This window comes from Litoreibacter sp. GN1-5, from assembly GCF_055693805.1.
This window is the reverse complement of sequence record NZ_JBVFUP010000001.1, coordinates 1,451,457-1,469,473: the sequence shown is the minus strand read 5'-3', so window position 1 is coordinate 1,469,473 and position 18,017 is coordinate 1,451,457. Positions and strand designations below refer to the sequence as shown.

Sequence of the window (18,017 nt, the reverse complement as noted above, 5' to 3'; positions counted from 1 at the left end):
GATCCGGGGGGATATGGCGTGGCACAGACCAGTGATACCATCACATTGACCACAGCACAGGCCATTGTGCGTTATCTTGCTGCACAATTCATCGAGATTGATGGCAAGAAAACCCGTCTATGTGGCGGTGGGTTCGGCATTTTCGGGCATGGCAATGTCACGTGTCTGGGCGAGGCGTTGTATGACCACCAAGCCGAATTACCGCTCTATCGTGGGCAGAACGAGCAAGGCATGGGGTTCGCTGCTGCGGCTTATGCGAAGTATCACCTGCGCCGTCGGTTTATGTTTTGCACAGCCTCAGCCGGGCCCGGTACGGCGAACCTTTTGACAGCTTCGGCCTTGGCTCATGCAAACCGCTTGCCGATGCTTATGCTCTGTGGTGATACGTTTATCACTCGGCTGCCGGATCCGGTGCTGCAACAACTCGAACATTTCGGCGATCCGACATTTGGTGTAAACGACGCCTTCAAGGCGGTGACACGGTTCTGGGACCGGATCACACATCCCGCCCAGATCATCCAGTCTTTGCAAGCGGCTTTGAACACGATGCTGGACCCGGCTGATTGCGGTCCCGCATTTATAGGCTTGCCACAGGATGTGCAGGGTTGGAGCTACGACTACCCGGTCAGCTTCTTTGAAGAACACGTGCACCGGATCAGACGGCAAGCTGCGGATGTGGACGAAATCGCGTCGGCGGTTGGTCTGTTAAAGACAGCAAAGCGCCCGATGATTATCGCAGGCGGCGGAGTACAGTATTCCGGTGCCGTGGCTGAACTAACCACCTTTGTCGAAGCAACCGGTATTCCTGTCGTTGAAACCATTGCTGGGCGGGCAAATCTGCTGGATACGCATCCGCTGAATATAGGGCCGCTTGGCGTAACCGGATCAGACTCAGCCAATGCAATTGCAGAGAAGGCGGACGTTATTCTGGCAGTCGGAACCCGGCTTCAGGATTTCACGACCGGCAGTTGGACGGCCTTCGCGCAGGATGCAAAAATCATCGGCCTGAACGCGGCCCGCCATGACGCGGCTAAGCATATGTCGCTGACGGTCGTCGGTGACGCAAAGCTTGGGTTAGCGGTCCTGCGCTCTGACATGAAGGGTTACGCTTCGCCTGCTGACTGGACCAAACTTGCCCAGACCAAGCGCGCAAAATGGGCAAATTACGTGACTGAGAACACGCGCATAGGCAACGGCCCGCCATCTTATGCGCAAGCCATTGGTGCGGTGAATGCCCTTTGCGACCCACGCGACCGAGTTGTCGCTGCCGCCGGAGGATTGCCAGCAGAAGTAACGGCAAACTGGCGCACGTTGGATATTGGCACTGTCGATGTTGAATTCGGGTTCTCTTGCATGGGCTATGAGATCGCCGGTGGCTGGGGCGCCCGAATTGCGCAATCTGAGCTAGAGCCCGAGAAAGACACAATCGTTTTCACCGGCGATGGGTCATATCTATTAATGAACTCTGATATTTATTCTTCTGTTTTAACACAGAAAAAGCTGATCATTCTGGTACTCGACAATGGTGGGTTCGCGGTGATCAACAAATTGCAGAGCAATATGGGTGGCGAGAGTTTTAACAACCTATTTGCAGATACGCCCACGGCGACGCATCAGGTCGGCGTTGATTTCGAAGCCCATGCGCGGTCCCTTGGCGCAATGGCTGAAACGGTCACGTCACCAGCAGGTCTGGCTGATGCGCTTGCCCGCGCCAAAGCCGCTGATCAGACATATATTATTTCCATGAAGGTGGATGCTTATGACGGCTGGACAACCGAAGGCCACACCTGGTGGGAGGTCGGCACGCCGCATATCTCAGATAAGCCAAAGATAACTGCTGCACATGAAGAGGTCGAAAGTGCCCGCGCCCGACAGCGCAAGGGGGTCTGAGTGAAACGCTATACTGCAGATACGGTAGAGCCTGATGAAATCGTGCAGGAATTGCTGCATGGCAAGGGCGCAGTGCTGCTATCGGGTTTGTTTACGTCTGAGCAGATTACCGAGGCGCGTGACATCATCATGCGCGAATCTGAGGCTCAGGACAAAGTAACCCACTTTCAAGGCAAAGCGCTTGAGGAAGGTCACGCAAATCTACAGCGCCGCGTCTGGAACCTTCTGGCCAAGGGCGCGGTTTTTTCCGATATGGCAGCGCATCCTGTGTTCATGACAATCCTGCGGAAGTTTCTGGGGACCGAATTCATCATGGGGTCTATCGCTGCGAACCGGATCCTGCCCAACGGACCGGGGCAAGAACCGCATGTCGATTATCCATATTGGGATTTTCATACGCCTGAGACGCATCCACATGGTCTGAATGGATCTTTCCCGATGAATGCCCAGATTTCGATTCTGCTGGACCCCTTCACGGAAGAAAGTGGTGCGACGGCTTATGTGCCGGGGTCACAAAAAGAATTGCGCTATCCGGTTGAAGCTGACAACTTCTATGACAAATGCGAACGCATGTTGGGGCAGCCCGGTGATGTTGCTCTGTTTTATGGCGTGGCATGGCATTGTGCGATGCCGAATAAGTCTGACCATGACCGCTCTGCAATTTTGATCAACTATTTGCCAAAATGGGTCAAACCTTTGGAAGACATGCCTGCGGCACTCCCCGATGACTTCATCGCGACCGCGTCACCAGACATTAAACAGCTTCTTGGATTGAATTATCCCTATCCGGAAATTCTGGATCAAGCGGCGGCAACAAATGCGGCAGGACGTGTATGACCGATCTGCTTGATGGCATAAAACAGAACAATTTCGTCATTATAGGGCGTGCAGGCATGGATTTCTTCCCCGACCCGCCCGGGACGAAAACTGAAGAGGGTGAGGTCTTTCGCGCAAGCCTTGGCGGAAGCTCTGCCAATATCGCTGCTGGAATTTGCAAGCTGGGGGGTAAGTCGGCTTTGCTGACACGCGTGTCTGACGACAGCATTGGGCGATATGCGGTTAACCAGTTGTCCCATTACGGTGTCGATGTAGCGAATGTGATGCCCATCGGGGGCGAGTTCCGCAATTCATTGGCCGTCTACGAAAGCCGGATTGAAGATCATCAATCGGTGATCTATCGCAATGGCGCGGCTGATTTTCAGATGAATAAATCAGATGTGGAAGCTATCGATTATGGCAGGTTTGGTGCCTTAATCACGGCGGGCACAGTTTTTGCGGCAGAGCCGTCACGCAGTGCGGCGTTTCATGCCTTTGAATTGGCAAAAGCTGTCGGGCTACCGATCATTTTTGATATTGATTATCGCCCATATTCATGGCCCTCGCCGCAGATTGCAGAAGAGGTTTTGTCAAAAGCAGGCGCGATGTCTGATATGATCGTGGGCAATGACGAAGAGTTCGGGTTTATGGCTGGTGGCATCGACAAGGGGCTGGACAAAGCGCGTGAACTGGCGCGGACCACTGCAACCATTGTCGTTTACAAAATGGGCCCCGAAGGCGCGATTACCTTTCACGGCGATCAGGAAATCCGCACCGGGATATACCCTGTTGAGGCGCTCAAACCCACAGGTGCCGGGGACAGTTTTATGGCGGGCCTTGTTACTGGCCTTGCTGCTGGCATGGATTTGGATGCGGCGATCTTGCGCGGCTCTGCTTGTGCGTCTGTCACGGTCTCCAAACCTGGCTGCGCGCCCGCTATGCCTGACACAAAAACATTGCAAGATTTTTTGGCTGGTCACCCCGGCCCGACAAAAGTTTGAAAGGATCACATCATGCATATCCCCCCTTTGACAATCAGAACAAACCCATTGTCGATGTGGATGATGCAACTGTGCCGCTGAACTACTTCAATATCGTCAAGCTGAAGAAAGGCCAGGCGTTTGAATACGCCACACCGCGGTACGAGACATGTATCGTGCCCGCGACAGGGACGGTGGATGTAAGTATCGAAGGTTTCAAGGCTGACAGCATTGGTGAACGCGTCGAAGACGTTTGGGGCGGGGAGCCTGAAGGTGTCTATGTTCCAACGGGCGCGAAAGCTGAAATGGTCTGCACCAGTGACGAGGCTGAAGTCTTCGTTGCCGGGGCATTTTATGAAAAAGTGCTTGAGCCATTTGCTGTGCGGAAAGATGAGCTTGACCTTGTACAGTACGGGTCCGACGAGACCAAGACGCACCGTAAGATCAAACATATTCTTGGCACCAAATATCACGACAAGGTGGGGCGCTTGCTGGTCTCGGAACTGTTCACAGTGGGTGAGGGTGGCTGGTCCGGTTTTCCGTCGCATAAGCATGACACGGATCGTCTGCCAGACGAGACACGCCATGACGAGACGTACAATTTCCGGTTCAAGCCAAACCACGGATCGGGTGTCCAAATGCTTCAACGTGAAGAGGGTAAGGCAGGGGATGCTTACCACATTGTCGATGGATCAACGATCTGTCTTGATAAAGGATACCACCCCTGTGCCGTCCTGCCGGGCTATCAGATGTATTATTTCACCATTCTGGGTGGCTTGTCGCAGCGCAGCCTCGTGCAATATTTCCAGCCTAGCCATGCCTATCAGATCGAAACGATCCCTGGCATCAAAGACATGATCGCGAAGTTCAAATGACACTTGCGACACTGGCAGAGGTTCTGCAACCAGCCAAAGCCGATGGCTATGCAGTGGCTGGTCTTGTCACATTGGGCTGGGAAGATATGCGCGCCTATGTAGCCGCGGCCGAGGCGGAAAACTGCCCTGTTATTCTTCAAGCCGGGCCAAGCTGCCGCGAACATACGCCCTTGCCGATTTTGGGGAAAATGTTTCGGGTTCTGGCGGCTGAGGCATCAGTGCCAGTGGTCGCACATCTTGATCACGGATATTCCTACGATGACTGCGCCGAGGCACTTGACAGCGGGTTCACGTCGATAATGTTCGACGGCTCACGCAAACCCTTAAACGAAAACATATCAGAGACCGCCCAAATTGCAGAAATGGCCCATAAAGCTGGGATTTCCTGTGAGGGTGAGATCGGATTTGTGGGTTATGCCGATGGCGAAGCATCTGCAGGGACTGATCCCGGTGAAGCCGCTGTTTTTGCGCGCGACACTGGTGTGGACGCGATGGCGATCTCGGTCGGGAATGTGCACCTTCAACAGAATAAAGAGGGCGGTCTGAATGAGGACCGTATCGCGGCCATTCAGGCGGCAACGGATGTGCCGCTTGTGATCCATGGCGGCTCTGGCGTGCCGATAGAACAACGTCAACGTCTGGCCCGGACAACAAATATCTGCAAGTACAACATTGGGACTGAACTGCGTATGGCCTTTGGAGAGGCGTTGCGCATAGCTATAAATGCTGATCCTGACCGCTTTGATCGTGTCCAAATCCTGCGCGATACCCATGCCCCCGTTGTCGCGGCTGCGCGGACTGTTTTGCGCGCGCTGAAAGGATAATACATTGATCAACATCGGCATTCTGGGCTGCGGGCGCATTGGACAGGTCCATGCGCGCGCGATCATGGCTTCCCCCGACGCCCGTGTCGCAGCGGTAAGTGATTTTGTTCCTGCAGCGGCTGATGCATTGGCTCAGAAAACCGGCGGCATGGTTATGACGTCCGAAGCGATTTTGGCCGATTCGAACATTGATGCAGTGATCATCGGCACGCCAACAACCACGCATTATGATCTGATCCATCAGGCGGCTGATGGTGGGAAAGCAATTTTCTGCGAAAAGCCTATTGATCTGAACGCCGACCGCATTCGCGCCTGTTTGCAGGTGGTAGAAAAGGCTGGTGTTCCTTTTATGGTCGCTTTCAACCGACGGTTTGACCCGAATTTCGCTGCCCTAAAGGCGCGTATCATTGCGGGTGAGATCGGAGAGGTCGAACTGGTTACAATTCTGTCGCGTGATCCATCGCCGCCTCCGATTGAATATATCAAATCCTCCGGTGGTATTTTCCGCGATATGATGATCCACGATTTTGATATGGCGCGGTTTCTCTTGGCTGAAGATCCGGTATCGTTACATGCAACCGGGTCTTGCCTGATCGACCCTGAAATTGGCGCCGCAGGGGATTTCGATACGGCTGCGGTCACGCTGCGCACGGCATCGGGCAAGATTTGCCAGATCAGCAACTCGCGCAGAGCATCTTATGGGTATGACCAGCGGATCGAGGTTCATGGCTCAAAAGGTATGCTGCGTGCGGATAACATACTGGAATCCTCGGTTGAGGTTGCCACGGGTGCTGGCTTCAGCCGTGCGCCGACACTTAACTTCTTTCTGGAGCGATACGAGGCAGCCTATGCCAATGAGCTAGCGCATTTCATCGAAGCCCTAAGCGCTGGTACGCCACCAACTCCGACAGGGCATGATGGGTTGAAAGCGCAACTTCTCGCGGATGCTGCAACACAATCCTGCACTGACGGCGAGGCGAAGGCGCTTTCATATTAGGACTACGGATTTGGGCACCCCCTTCGGGATGCCCGTTGGTCTTAGTTCACATCTGCAGTGCGGGCTGTTGAGATGTCTGCTTCTGCGGATTCGACGGCGCTGGTCAGAGCCTCGAAAATAGTTTCCCCGCCGTCCACATTGGCCTTGAACCAGTCATAGACAGGGGCTGCTGCCTCTTTGAAGGCTGCTTTTTCTTCTGGTGAGGGCACGTAGAGGTCGCCGCCGTCTGCAACGAATTCCTCATAGGCCGCGATGGATTTGCGTTTGGGGGATGCAAATGTTGCCTGCTGCAACTGATAGAATCCGTCCACCACAACACGGCGCATATCTTCGGGCATAGCCATGAAGTTATCATTCGACATCCACCACAGCGCGCCCATATAGGCGTGGCCATCAAGGGTGACGTATTTCAGACCAGCATCGGGGAATTTCATGCTCATGATGTCGGTGATCCCGTTTTTGGACCCCTCAACAACACCTGTCTGGAACGAGGTGAACAGTTCTGGCCATGGAATTGGGGTAGGGGACGCACCAAGCGCCTTAACTAGTTCTTGCGGCAGGTCAGCAACCACTGTGCGGATCTTCAGCCCCGCCAGATCCGCAGGTGCGGCGACGCGGCGTTTTGTATTCGCAAAGTTGCGCCAGCCGCCTGTGTTGCCGATGGTCATCAGCCGGATTTTCCCGCCCGAGCTTTCCAATGCCATCTCACGCATCTTTCGGGTGAAATCGCCTGAGAGTACGTGTTCTGCAACCCGATCATCTGCCATCAGGTAGGGCAAATCCAACACTTGTACGTAAGGGAAAATGCCCGCAGCACCGCCGGAGGTCGAGATATAAACGTCAATTGTACCATCGGCCACGCCTTGCAAGCATTCCGCCCCGTTGGCGCACAGCTGGGTGCCTATGAATAGCTCGACCTCAATTGCACCATTGGAGGCCGCTTCAACATAGTTCTTGAACACGACAAGGCCATCATAGTCTTCGTCGTTCTCGTTTGAATTGGCGGTGGCCCGGATCGTGTAATCTGCCGCTATGGCAGAGATGGCTGTGCCCGCCAGCAGGGCTGCTGCGAGCAGCGATTTCAGGGTTCCTTTAAGCATATTGAGTTCCTCCCGTTTTTATATGTGCAGTTCAGGGTCAATTTACGAAGCCCGTTAGGCGTGGGATCGTCAGGGATATCGCCGGAATGAACGTGATCAGGAAGATCACGATCACTTCGACAGCGAGAAATGGCAAAATGGCTTTCGAGATGCTTTGCACCTTTTCGCCCGAGACAGATGAGGCGACGAACAGCACCAGACCCATCGGGGGTGTCGCAAGGCCAACGGTCAGGTTCACAGACATGATGATCGCGAAATGAACCGGATCAACGCCCAGGCTGACGAAGATGGGCCCAAGGATTGGTCCCAGAATGATGATCGCAGGGCCTGCATCCAGAAACATGCCAACCACGAAAAGCAGCAAGTTAATCAAGAATAACAGTATCAAAGGGTTATTGCTGAGGCTCAGGATGAACTCTGCCAGAATTTCAGGCGTATGGGACAAGCTTACCACTGTTTTAAATGCCATTGCGGCACCCACCAGCAAAAGAACTACAGCCGAGGTCGTGGCAGCCCGCGTCAACACATCCGGCAGATCGCGTAATTTTAGGGTACGCAGGACAAACAGGCCAATGACGATCGCATAGGCGACTGCGACAGCAGCGGCCTCGGTCGGTGTGAACACGCCGCCAAGAATACCCACAAGGATGATCACCGGCGTCATTAGCGGAAAGAACGCCTTAAGGCTGGCTTGCCCGCGTTCGGGCCATGTATATTTACGGGTGGCGACGGGAAAGTCGTATTTGTCAGCCATCAACTTGACCATCAACATCAGGCCAAGGCCCACCAGAATGCCCGGTATGATGCCTGCCAGAAACAGGGCTGCAACACTTTCACCCATCACATAGGCATAGATGATCATGATGCCCGAAGGGGGAATGATCGGCCCGATAACCGAGCTTGCAGCCGTGATCGCAGCCGAGAATTTGCGGGAATACCCCTGCTTTTCCATCGCAGGGATCAGCATTGAGCCAAGGGCGGACGTGTCCGCCACCGCGGACCCGGACAGACCTGCAAAAAGCATTGAGGACAGCACGTTCACATGGGCCAGCCCGCCGCGAAAATGGCCCATCATAGCTTGGCTGAACTCGACCAGTCGTAACGTGATGCCGCCCCTGTTCATCAGCTCTCCGGCCAGCATGAAGAAGGGGATCGCCATTAGCGGGAAACTGTCCATGCCGTTATAGACATTGCGATAAAGCAGGCTCAGATCGCGTTCCTGACCGTTAAGCCACAAGAGAATACCGGGTGCTGCCAACATTCCAAAAAACACCGGTAGCCCGATCATCAGGAACAGTAGAAATAGGGGTAGAAACCAAGCCAGCATTATTCGGCCCCCGCAACGTCGTCACCGGGGATTGGGCGCAGATCGTGGCCACGCCCGCCAAACGTGATCAGCGCGCGCAGGATCAGTTCGATATTAACGGCAGTCAGAAGAACCAGCCCAACGAATAAGGACATATACATCCAGGCAAGCTTGACGCGAACGGTCCCGAACCCCAGCCATTCCAAAGGCAGTTTTAGTGAGGAAGAGTTAAACAACCAGCCGCCATTCACATGGCTCCACCCGAGCTTTAGTCCGACCACAAGAACGAGCAGGGACAGTAATAACAAGGCTATAGACAAAAGGCTGGCAAATGGGCGGGGCAGGATGTTTTCGACCATATCAATTGCCACAAAACCGCCGCGCCTGTAGGCCGAGGCTGCAATCAACCCGGTCATCCAAAGCATCATGAAGCGTGCGGCCTCATCCGGCCAAGGTAGGGCATTGTTGAGGATATATCTGAAGAATACCTGTATCAGGATGACCACGACCATAAGCGCCATTGCGACAACAGCAATGCTGCGGCCAAGACGCAGGACGTGGTCGTTCACAAACTGCAGGGGGGCGAGTATCCCCAACAGTGGCGCCATGGCGCATCCTCCCTTTTCAGCCGGCTTATTTGCTGCCGGTTTGCATTCCGCGATCAGCCTTCAGTTTTCTATTATGGCACCTCTTGGCCCAAAGCAGATGTGTAAATTTCGAACCATGCCTGACGGTCCATTCTGACGTTTGTTGCATCAGCCAGTTTCGCAATACGGTCCAGCCTGTTTGTGCCAAGAACAGGCATGATCCGTGCAGGGTGCGCCAAGAGCCATGCAACCGCAACTGCGGTCTCATCGGTGTTTTGCTGCTCGGCAATTGCTTTCAAGGTGGCCCTTACAGAGCTGTTCTTTTCAGTGAACAAATCACCCCCTGACAGGGGCGACCAGGCCATGGGTGCAATCTGTCGTTCCTGCAGGAAGGCGATGTCGCCATTGGTGAACGGCGCATTATGAAGCACGCTGATTTCGATCTGATTTGTGACCAACTGTGTGTTCATCGCTGATTGTAGCAATGTCCAGTCATGCGGTTTGAAGTTCGAAACCCCAACAGCAAGCACCTTGCCGCTGTCGATCAATTCGTCCAGCGCTCTGCCGGTCTCGCCGGGGTCCATCATCGGGTCCGGGCGGTGGATCAACAGCAAGTCAATTTGCTCGATATTCATCAGGCGCAGTGAATGATCAACGGAGGCCATAATATGCGTGCGGCTGGTATCGTAATATTTGATCCGCGCGTCAGAGTAGCGGCCAACGGGCGCTATGATATCGCATTTTGTGACAATCTCTATCTGCTCACGCAGGGCAGGGGCAGCTTTCAGGGTCGCCCCTAGCAATTCCTCGGCCTCATAGCCGCCATAGATGTCGGCCTGATCCATCGTTGTAATGCCCTGCGCCAGGCAGCTTTCGATCTTGGCCTGAATATGTGCCGGGGTTGTATCGGCGTCATCACTCAACCGCCACATGCCATAGATGATACGTGACAGTTCCAGCCCATGCTGCAAAGTGATCCGTTCCATCAGCGCTTCCCCGCGCCCAGCGGCGTCATTGGAGTTTCTGCCGGAACACGTCCGTAAACATGCGGCAGAGAACAGGTTTTCAGATGCGGCAACACGCGTTGCCCAAAGCTTTTGCACTCATCGATATGTGGATAGCCCGAAAAGATAAACGCACGAATGCCCATCTTCTGATAGTCCTCAATGGCTGACATGACCTGATCGGTGGAGCCCACCAAAGCCGCTCCACAGCCAGAGCGTGCCCGTCCGATGCCGGTCCAGAGGTTGGGCTCTATATAGCCGAACTGATCGGCCAACTCGCGGGCGCGGGTCTGGTGCGCGACACCAAGCGAGGTGCTGTCATGGGCACGGTCACGAATGATGCGGCCATATTCGTCGTCCAGCTTCGAGACCAAATGATCCGCATATTCCCGTGCTTCGGTCTCGGTGTCGCGCACGATCATGTGGACGCGCAGACCATAATCCAGCATGCGCCCATGCGCCTTGGCGCGGGCATGAACAGCCTTCATCCGTTCGGCCAAGACATCTTTGGGTTCGGGCCACATCAGATAGACGTCGCAATGCTGGCCGCATAGCTCCAGCGCATCGGGGGAATAGCCGCCGAAATATAAAAGCGGCCCATCGGTCTGATAAGGCTTTGCCGGGGCGCTTGGGACATCTTCGAAATTGTATATCTGCCCTTGATAATTGATCTTGTCCTGCGTCCAAGCTTGTTTAAGGATTTCGACAACTTCTCGTGACCGTTGATAACGGTAGCTGCTGTCTTCTTTCTGGCCCGGAAAATCGGACGAGATGATGTTGACAGTCAAACGCCCCTTCAACATGTGATCAAGCGTCGCAATTGTACGGGCCAGCATTATAGGTTGTATCTCGCCGCAGCGCACAGCGGCCAGCATATTGATCCGGTCCGTAATCGGTGCGCACCCCGCAACAAAGGACAGAGTATCCTGCCCGACCTGATAGGAAGATGGGCACAGAATATTGCGAAACCCCTGAGTTTCGGCCTCTTTCACAATGTTTGAGCAGTGTTCCCAGCTAGACCGCAAACCGTCCCTCGGGACGCCCAGATATTCGTAATCATCTGAACATAATGCGGAAAACCATGACACCTCGACCTCTGCCAGATCGGCTGATGTCACAGGCACAATGCTCATCGAATCCCCCATTGGTCTAAGATTATCCTTGCGTAGCATTGGAAAGATTGTGAAACAATAGTGTATCAATTTGGACCAGTTGGCTGATGAAACCTCATGGGGCACTGCCCGCCTATATTCAGATCAGCGAGATGATCTTACGCGAAATCAGCGCTGGGCATCTGCTGGATGGGGAGCGTCTGGCCCCGGAACGCGATATGGCGAAGGATATGGGCGTCTCTGTGGGCACACTGCGTAAAGCTTTGGCGGAACTGGAAAGCCAAGGGTTTGTGCAACGGCGGCAAGGGTCTGGAAACTATGTGCAAGCGGACAAATCGCCCGAAGGAATCTATGCTTTTTTTCGGCTGGAACTTGTAAAAGGCGGCGGGTTGCCAACGGCCTGTCTGATCGATGTTACGCATCTGCCCAAGCCGGACGAGCTTCCGAAGTTTGGGACATCTGTGCAAGCTCACCGAATTCGGCGCGTACGTTTTCTGAACAAGGATCCTGTCGCGCTGGAAGAGATTTGGCTGGACGCAGATCAGGCGCAGAGCATCGTAGCAGAAGACCTCTCAGATTCACTTTACCTGTTTTACAGGAAATCCCTTGGCCTTTGGATCACACGTGTCGAAGATCGGGTAGGGATAGGGCAATTCCCCGGTTGGAGCCCAGCCCAGCAAGGCTTCCTACCTGATATGCCATGTGGCTTTGTCGAAAGGCTTGGCAGTGATCGGGGAAATGTAGCTGTTGAATATTCGCGCACATGGTTTAACGCCGACAAGGCGCGGTATGTGTCGCGCATGAAATAGGACTGCCAATGGGACAGAGCTTGAAATACGGCATCATCGGCTGCGGCATGATGGGGCAGGAACATATCCGCAATATCGCGCTGCTGCCCGACACCGAGGTCGCCGCAATATATGAGCCCGACGCGGCAATGCGCACCCAAGCGGCGGCACTTGTGCCGGGTGCGGTTTTTGCGGATGGTCTGGACCATCTGTTGAAGATCGATGCGCTGGACGTACTTCTGATAGCATCGCCGAACCATCTGCATCTGAGCCAGCTTGAACAGATTGTAGCGACGCGACCATTGCCGGTGCTCGTGGAAAAGCCGCTCTATACGTCTGTTGACGAACGCGCACGTGTTGACCGGTTGATGAGTACCTATCCATCGCCAATCTGGGTAGCGATGGAATATCGTTACATGCCGCCAATTGCGAGATTCCTGTCAGAGGTCGGCCCCGTTACGGGTGGTATCAAGATGCTGACGATCCGAGAACATCGTTTTCCCTTCCTGCAAAAGGTAGGAGACTGGAACCGGTTCAACAACAATACCGGCGGCACATTGGTTGAAAAATGTTGCCATTTCTTCGATTTGATGCGGCTTGCGATAGGGGCGGACCCGGTGCGGGTCATGGCCTCGGCGGGGCAGGCGGTGAACCATCTTGAAGAAAGCTATGACGGTAAGGTGCCTGACATTTGGGACAACGGCTATGTCATTATCGATTTTTCCAACGGCGCGCGGGCGATGCTGGAATTGTGCATGTTCGCCGAAGGATCCCGTTATCAGGAAGAAATCTCGGCAGTTGGGCCGGATGGCAAGATCGAAGCGCTTGTGCCTGGGCCGGGTCGGTTCTGGCCTGATCATTTGGGGACAGCGCCAACACCTAAACTTGTCATCAGCCCAAGGCAGCCGCAGGGGCCGCAAGAGCTTGCCATTCCCGTCGATCCGCAGCTGCTTGAAGCAGGTGATCATAACGGGGCGACCTTTTATCAGCACAGGCTGTTTCTGGACGCGGTGCGCAATGGAACACCGCCAACTGTGTCGTTTGAGGACGGTGCCATGGCTGTTCAGATGGGGCTTGCGGCCCAGGCATCAGCGCTATCGGGGCAGGCGGTTTTGCTGTGAGGTCTAAACAGACACGGCCCGCAACAGCCGGTCACGTGGCATGTCGGCTTTGCGCCCGGCTTCGACAATCTGGCCGCGTTTCATGACGTAAATCTGGTCTGCCAACCCGTAAGCGAAGTCGAAATATTGCTCGACCAGCAGGATTGCCATGTCGCCCTGATTTTTCAACAGTTCAATGACGCGCCCGATTTGTTGGATAATGTTGGGCTGGATGCCCTCGGTCGGTTCATCCAGCAGCAAAAGCTTTGGGCGTGTGATCAGGGCGCGGGCGATAGCAAGCTGCTGTTGCTGACCGCCAGACAGATCGCCACCACGGCGGTTTCTCATATCCTTAAGGACGGGAAACAGATCATATATATGGTCAGGGACGTGGTGATCGGCTTTTGGCAGGCAGGCGAACCCGGTTTCGAGGTTTTCATGCACACTCATCAGTGGAAAGATTTCGCGCCCTTGTGGGACATAGGCGATGCCCTTTTGTGCCAGAGCATGGGCATTGGAACGGCTAAAGGCCTTCCCCATAAAAGAAACAATGCCACCAGAACACGGATGTACCCCGGCGACAGCTTTCAGGAACGAGGTTTTGCCAACACCGTTAGTGCCCATCAGACAGGTGATTTCGCCCTTCTGGGCGGTCAGGGACACATCATAAAGGATCTGGCTTTGCCCATAATGCAAGGTCAGGTCTTGGGTTTCCAGCATCGGTTATCGTCCCAGATAGACGTCGATGACGTCTTGATTTGCGGTCACATGATCCAGCGATCCTTCAGCAAGAACCGATCCTTCATGCAGTACAGTGACTTTGCAGCCCAGCTTTCGGACAAAATCCATGTCATGCTCGACCACCACCACGGCGCGAGTTTTGGCAGCTTCCTTCAGGATATCGGTGGTGTGGTCACGCTCTGTCGGGGTCATGCCGGCGGCGGGCTCATCGACCAACAGAAGGCGCGGGTCTTGCGCAAGCAGCATGCCGATTTCCAGCCATTGTTTTTGCCCGTGAGACAGCTCACCTGCGGTGCGGGTGAGGTGATTGGTCAGGCCGACTTCTTCAGCAATAGCCTCGATCCGTTCGCCGCCTTGCTGGGTTTTGCGATAAAACAGCACGGCCCACGGCGCCCGGTCGTTCTTCAACGCCATTGCCAGGTTTTCACGCACGGTTTGATCCTCGAACACCGTCGGGCGCTGAAATTTGCGACCCACCCCGGCGCGGGCAATTTGGGATTCAGACAGTTTCAGAAGTGAAATGTTGTTTTCGCTCCAGATCACGTTGCCCTCGTCCGGCTTGGTTTTGCCGGTAACGATGTCCATGAAAGTGGTCTTGCCTGCACCGTTGGGGCCGATGATGGCGCGCAGTTCGGATGCACCGATCTCGAAACTGAGATTGTTGATGGCCTTGAACCCGTCAAACGAGACCGAGACGCCGGAGACTTCGAGAAGAGCGCTCATTTCCGCCGCACCACATAATCGACAAGGCCGCCGATGCCCTTGGGGGCGAACAGGGTGACTGCAACAAAAGACAGGCCTAACAGAACTAACCACCAGTCGGTCCATTTGAGCGTATAGAACCCAAAGTTGATATCTGGAGCCTGCCCGCCAGTGAACCAGCTGGATAGCAACGATACAAACGCGGCGCCGATTACAGCGCCATAGATGCGCCCCCGTCCGCCGATCGCAACCCAGACAGCCAGATAGATTGAGGCGATAGGAGCGATTTCTGCCGGGTTGATGATTCCTGCTTGCGGGTAATAAAGCGCCCCAGCAATAGCGGCGATAATTGCGGTCAGGGTGAAGATGAACAGCTTGTAGCCTTCGACATTATAGCCAAGGAAGCGCACCCGCGCCTCGTCATCGCGGATGCCGCGAATGACGGAGCCGAACTTACCCGAGGTGACAAATGTGGTCAGCAGATAACCGAACGCAAGCGCTATGGCCGAGGCCCAGAAAAACGCAATCGACAGCGTTGATTGCGGCAAATGGGTCAGGCCGGGGATGTTTTGCAGACCGGACAAGCCGTTGTTGCCGCGCAAGCCGCTGTCATTTTGAAACAGGTGGAACGCAAGAGCCAGTGTCATGGCCTGTGTCAGAATTGACAGATAGACACCTGTGACACGACTCCGAAAGGCCAGCCAGCCAAAGATTAGTGCCAGAAGTCCGGGGATCAGGATAACCAACGCCAGTTGTGCGCCAAGGCTATCGGCAAAGTACCAGACCCACGGGATGTCTGATCCACCGACAACACCAAAAATCTGCGTACCGATGCCGTCCTGAATTTCAAGTGGCGTCGGGGGAAGTTCGGCGTTCGAGAGGCTTTGGAGAACGATGTCTTTGGTGCGCTCATACATAAGCCACATGCCAATCATATAGCCACCAAGGCCAAAGAAAGCGAAATGTCCCAAAGAGAGGATGCCGCAATAGCCCCAGACCAGATCCATCGCGATGGCGACAAGACAAAGGCACAACGTCTTGCCGAGGGTTTTCACAAAACTGGTAGAGATAAAGCCTGCGCCAGGGCCTTCTGCAAGAAGTGTCACGCCGACCGTGAAAACCGCAAGGCAGGTGAGAAACACAAGCACATGGGGGTGTTGCAGAATAAAAGGCTTTGCCCGCGCAGCCCTGGATTGTCTTTGCAGCACTGAAGGTGAGGTCATAGCGTTCAGTCCCCCGCCGCGCGGCCCTTGAGGGCGATGATGCCTTTGGGGCGGAACTGGATGAAGATGATGATGAAGATAATCATGTAGGTTTGTGCTGCGAGCGTGTTTGATGGATTGAGAAACTCGATCCCCTTTTGCAGGTTGCCAATCATTGCGGCACCCAAAAGTGTGCCCCAGATGTTGCCTACGCCGCCGACAACGACCGTCATGAAGCTTTGTACGATGTAGTCTGCCCCCATCTCGCTGGTGACTTTGGCGTAAAGACCAATCGCGACACCTGCGATACCGGCAATGCCAGAGCCAAGCCCGAAGGTCAGCATGTTAATGCGGTCAGGGTTGATGCCCATGCTCGCTGCCATACGCGGGTTTTGGGTGACGGCGCGCACCTCCAACCCCAGCCGGGTGCGCTTGAGGATGAATAGCAACAATGTGAAGAAAATCAGGCCCAGCACGAAGATTGCGATGCGGATATAGCTGATCGACACCACGTCGTTCAGGACCCAAGCACCGTCCAGCCAGGCCGGTGATGTCAGGGGTCTGGCCTGCGTGCCGAAGATATTTTTGGCAAGCTGCTGCAATGCGATAGAGATGCCGAAGGTCGCCAGCAATGTCTCTAGTGGGCGGTGATACAGGTGGCGGATAATCGAGCGCTCCATCAAGACACCAGCGGCGAAGGTGACTGCAAAGGCAAGCGGCAAGGCAACCAAAATCGAGACCGTATAGTTGGGGATAAATTGCTGAACGATGTAGCCGGTATAGGCCCCCATCATGATAAATTCGCCATGGGCCATATTGATGACACCCATAACGCCAAAAGTTATGGCCAGACCGATGGCAGCAAGGAAGTAGATCGAAGCGAGGCTGAGACCATCCAGGGCGAGATCGAAAGTCTTGTTCAAACCGACACGCGTTTTGATGGCGGTGATTGCTGCTTCGGCCGCATCGGTGACGTCTGCCGATGGCTCTGCGTAAATGTCATAGAAGAAATGATCGTCCAACGCGGCTGCGCGGCCTTCTTCGGTCACGCGGGGTGGAACTGCGCCGCTAAGAGCAAGACTGGCATAAGCGCGATCACGTGCAGCCTCAGAGTTAAGAGTATAGACGGCGATGCCTGCAACCTGCCCATTAGTGATATTTGCCTTCAGAGCAGCATCGCGTGCCGCACGCGTGACATAGGCGGGGGCAAGATCGGCGGCGATCAGAAGGTCGTAGGCGTCATCCTCGGTCAGCTTTGCTGATCCGGGGCGCAATTCGCGGGCGATATTTCCTTGCGGGGGCGTTGCTGTGGCGATGCGCTTGGTTGCAATAATCGGGGTCAAGGCCGCGCGGGCTTCGACGCTAAGACTTTGTGCAAGCTCTTCAATGGCGGCGATGCGTAGGGTCAGGTCTTCCTCAAAGCGGGCCGTGAGCAGACGCTCCAGTTCGATTTTGCGTGTTTTGATTGCAGCGTTTTCTTCTGCATCGATTGACGCTTTCAGGGGCGCAAGCTGTGAGGCATCTGGATCACGCTCAATAGATCGCAAGGCAGCGTTGCGGCGAGATGGGTCCGGATCGATCAGTTGAAATTGCACGAGGGCTGACGCTATGACAGAGCGCACGCCGCTATTTGGCTTCAGTTGTTTCAGGGCTTTCTTGTCGGCCTCGCCGACAGGATCGCCAGATGTGATGTCGATCAGACGGTAGGTCTTTTTGTCATCGGTTTCGGTGTAGAAGAACAGCCCGTCTTCTTTACGTTGCCATAGCTCTTTCTCGCGCCATTGTTCCAGCAATACAGGTGTACCGGGTAGGTTCTGTTCCGCAAGGGCCTCAAGCACTGCATCAATCGTCTTACGGGAGGCTTTCTCGACGGCGTCGCGGTTGTCCTGCAAAACGGATTGTAAATCCTGGGCGTTTGCAAATGTCGTAAATAAGCTCACGATAAGAATAAGCAGAAGGCGGAAGGTCATCATGGGCTTTCTTCTTAAGGGCA

Annotated in this window: 17 protein-coding genes; 8 read left to right on the top strand and 9 right to left on the bottom strand. The window is 54.6% G+C overall.

The window, feature by feature from the left end; translation table 11 throughout:
* Positions 1–18 precede the first annotated feature (18 nt).
* From iolD to iolG, 6 genes are read left to right on the top strand one after another with little or no spacing between them, the layout of a single operon-like run.
* Positions 19–1,890, top strand: a complete 1,872-nt coding sequence (gene iolD / locus ACZ1HF_RS07565; protein ID WP_472656918.1) for a 3D-(3,5/4)-trihydroxycyclohexane-1,2-dione acylhydrolase (decyclizing) — start codon at positions 19–21, stop codon at positions 1,888–1,890.
* Positions 1,891–2,727 carry a phytanoyl-CoA dioxygenase family protein gene (locus ACZ1HF_RS07560; RefSeq protein ID WP_472656917.1) on the top strand — a complete coding sequence of 279 codons (837 nt, stop codon included), beginning with the start codon at positions 1,891–1,893 and terminating at the stop codon, positions 2,725–2,727.
* Positions 2,724–3,707, top strand: coding sequence for a 5-dehydro-2-deoxygluconokinase (iolC, locus tag ACZ1HF_RS07555; protein WP_472656916.1), 984 nt, complete (start codon positions 2,724–2,726; stop codon positions 3,705–3,707). The genes ACZ1HF_RS07560 and iolC overlap by 4 nt, the downstream gene beginning before the upstream one ends.
* A complete protein-coding gene (locus tag ACZ1HF_RS07550) occupies positions 3,704–4,561 on the top strand; it encodes a 5-deoxy-glucuronate isomerase (protein WP_472656915.1) in 858 nt (285 codons plus the stop codon). Before iolC ends, ACZ1HF_RS07550 begins: the two co-directional genes overlap by 4 nt.
* Positions 4,558–5,385, top strand: coding sequence for a class II fructose-bisphosphate aldolase (locus ACZ1HF_RS07545; protein ID WP_472656914.1), 828 nt, complete (start codon positions 4,558–4,560; stop codon positions 5,383–5,385). The genes ACZ1HF_RS07550 and ACZ1HF_RS07545 overlap by 4 nt, the downstream gene beginning before the upstream one ends.
* Before the next feature lie 4 nt (positions 5,386–5,389).
* A complete protein-coding gene (gene iolG / locus ACZ1HF_RS07540; RefSeq protein WP_472656913.1) occupies positions 5,390–6,382 on the top strand; it encodes an inositol 2-dehydrogenase in 993 nt (330 codons plus the stop codon).
* Between the two features lie 41 nt (positions 6,383–6,423).
* Here the strand turns inward: iolG and ACZ1HF_RS07535 are convergent, their stop codons facing one another.
* The 5 genes from ACZ1HF_RS07535 to ACZ1HF_RS07515 form a co-directional block, all read right to left on the bottom strand.
* On the bottom strand, positions 6,424–7,482 hold the full coding sequence (locus ACZ1HF_RS07535; protein ID WP_472656912.1) for a TRAP transporter substrate-binding protein: 1,059 nt from the start codon (positions 7,480–7,482) through the stop codon (positions 6,424–6,426).
* Positions 7,483–7,519: 37 nt separating this feature from the next.
* Positions 7,520–8,809, bottom strand: coding sequence for a TRAP transporter large permease (locus ACZ1HF_RS07530; RefSeq protein ID WP_472656911.1), 1,290 nt, complete (start codon positions 8,807–8,809; stop codon positions 7,520–7,522).
* Positions 8,809–9,396 carry a TRAP transporter small permease gene (locus tag ACZ1HF_RS07525; protein WP_472656910.1) on the bottom strand — a complete coding sequence of 196 codons (588 nt, stop codon included), beginning with the start codon at positions 9,394–9,396 and terminating at the stop codon, positions 8,809–8,811. The genes ACZ1HF_RS07530 and ACZ1HF_RS07525 overlap by 1 nt, the downstream gene beginning before the upstream one ends.
* Positions 9,397–9,467: 71 nt before the next feature.
* Positions 9,468–10,361: an aldo/keto reductase gene (locus ACZ1HF_RS07520; protein ID WP_472656909.1), complete on the bottom strand. Its 894-nt coding sequence runs from the start codon at positions 10,359–10,361 to the stop codon at positions 9,468–9,470.
* On the bottom strand, positions 10,361–11,512 hold the full coding sequence (locus ACZ1HF_RS07515) for an LLM class flavin-dependent oxidoreductase (protein ID WP_472656908.1): 1,152 nt from the start codon (positions 11,510–11,512) through the stop codon (positions 10,361–10,363). The genes ACZ1HF_RS07520 and ACZ1HF_RS07515 overlap by 1 nt, the downstream gene beginning before the upstream one ends.
* An 86-nt stretch (positions 11,513–11,598) precedes the next feature.
* Between ACZ1HF_RS07515 and ACZ1HF_RS07510 the strand changes: the two genes are divergently transcribed.
* Positions 11,599–12,300 (top strand): GntR family transcriptional regulator, encoded by a 702-nt coding sequence (locus ACZ1HF_RS07510; RefSeq protein WP_472656907.1) that lies wholly within the window; start codon positions 11,599–11,601, stop codon positions 12,298–12,300.
* Positions 12,301–12,308: 8 nt separating this feature from the next.
* Positions 12,309–13,400 (top strand): Gfo/Idh/MocA family protein, encoded by a 1,092-nt coding sequence (locus tag ACZ1HF_RS07505; protein WP_472656906.1) that lies wholly within the window; start codon positions 12,309–12,311, stop codon positions 13,398–13,400.
* 3 nt (positions 13,401–13,403) lie between these two features.
* Here ACZ1HF_RS07505 and urtE read toward each other — a convergent pair whose 3' ends face one another.
* From urtE to urtB, 4 genes are read right to left on the bottom strand one after another with little or no spacing between them, the layout of a single operon-like run.
* On the bottom strand, positions 13,404–14,099 hold the full coding sequence (urtE, locus tag ACZ1HF_RS07500; RefSeq protein WP_472656905.1) for an urea ABC transporter ATP-binding subunit UrtE: 696 nt from the start codon (positions 14,097–14,099) through the stop codon (positions 13,404–13,406).
* A gap of 3 nt (positions 14,100–14,102) precedes the next feature.
* Entirely contained in the window at positions 14,103–14,843 is a 741-nt protein-coding gene (gene urtD / locus ACZ1HF_RS07495) for an urea ABC transporter ATP-binding protein UrtD (protein WP_472656904.1), read from the bottom strand.
* On the bottom strand, positions 14,840–16,045 hold the full coding sequence (gene urtC, locus ACZ1HF_RS07490; protein WP_472656903.1) for an urea ABC transporter permease subunit UrtC: 1,206 nt from the start codon (positions 16,043–16,045) through the stop codon (positions 14,840–14,842). The genes urtD and urtC overlap by 4 nt, the downstream gene beginning before the upstream one ends.
* A 5-nt stretch (positions 16,046–16,050) precedes the next feature.
* Positions 16,051–17,994, bottom strand: coding sequence for an urea ABC transporter permease subunit UrtB (gene urtB / locus ACZ1HF_RS07485; protein ID WP_472659004.1), 1,944 nt, complete (start codon positions 17,992–17,994; stop codon positions 16,051–16,053).
* Positions 17,995–18,017: the final 23 nt, after the last annotated feature.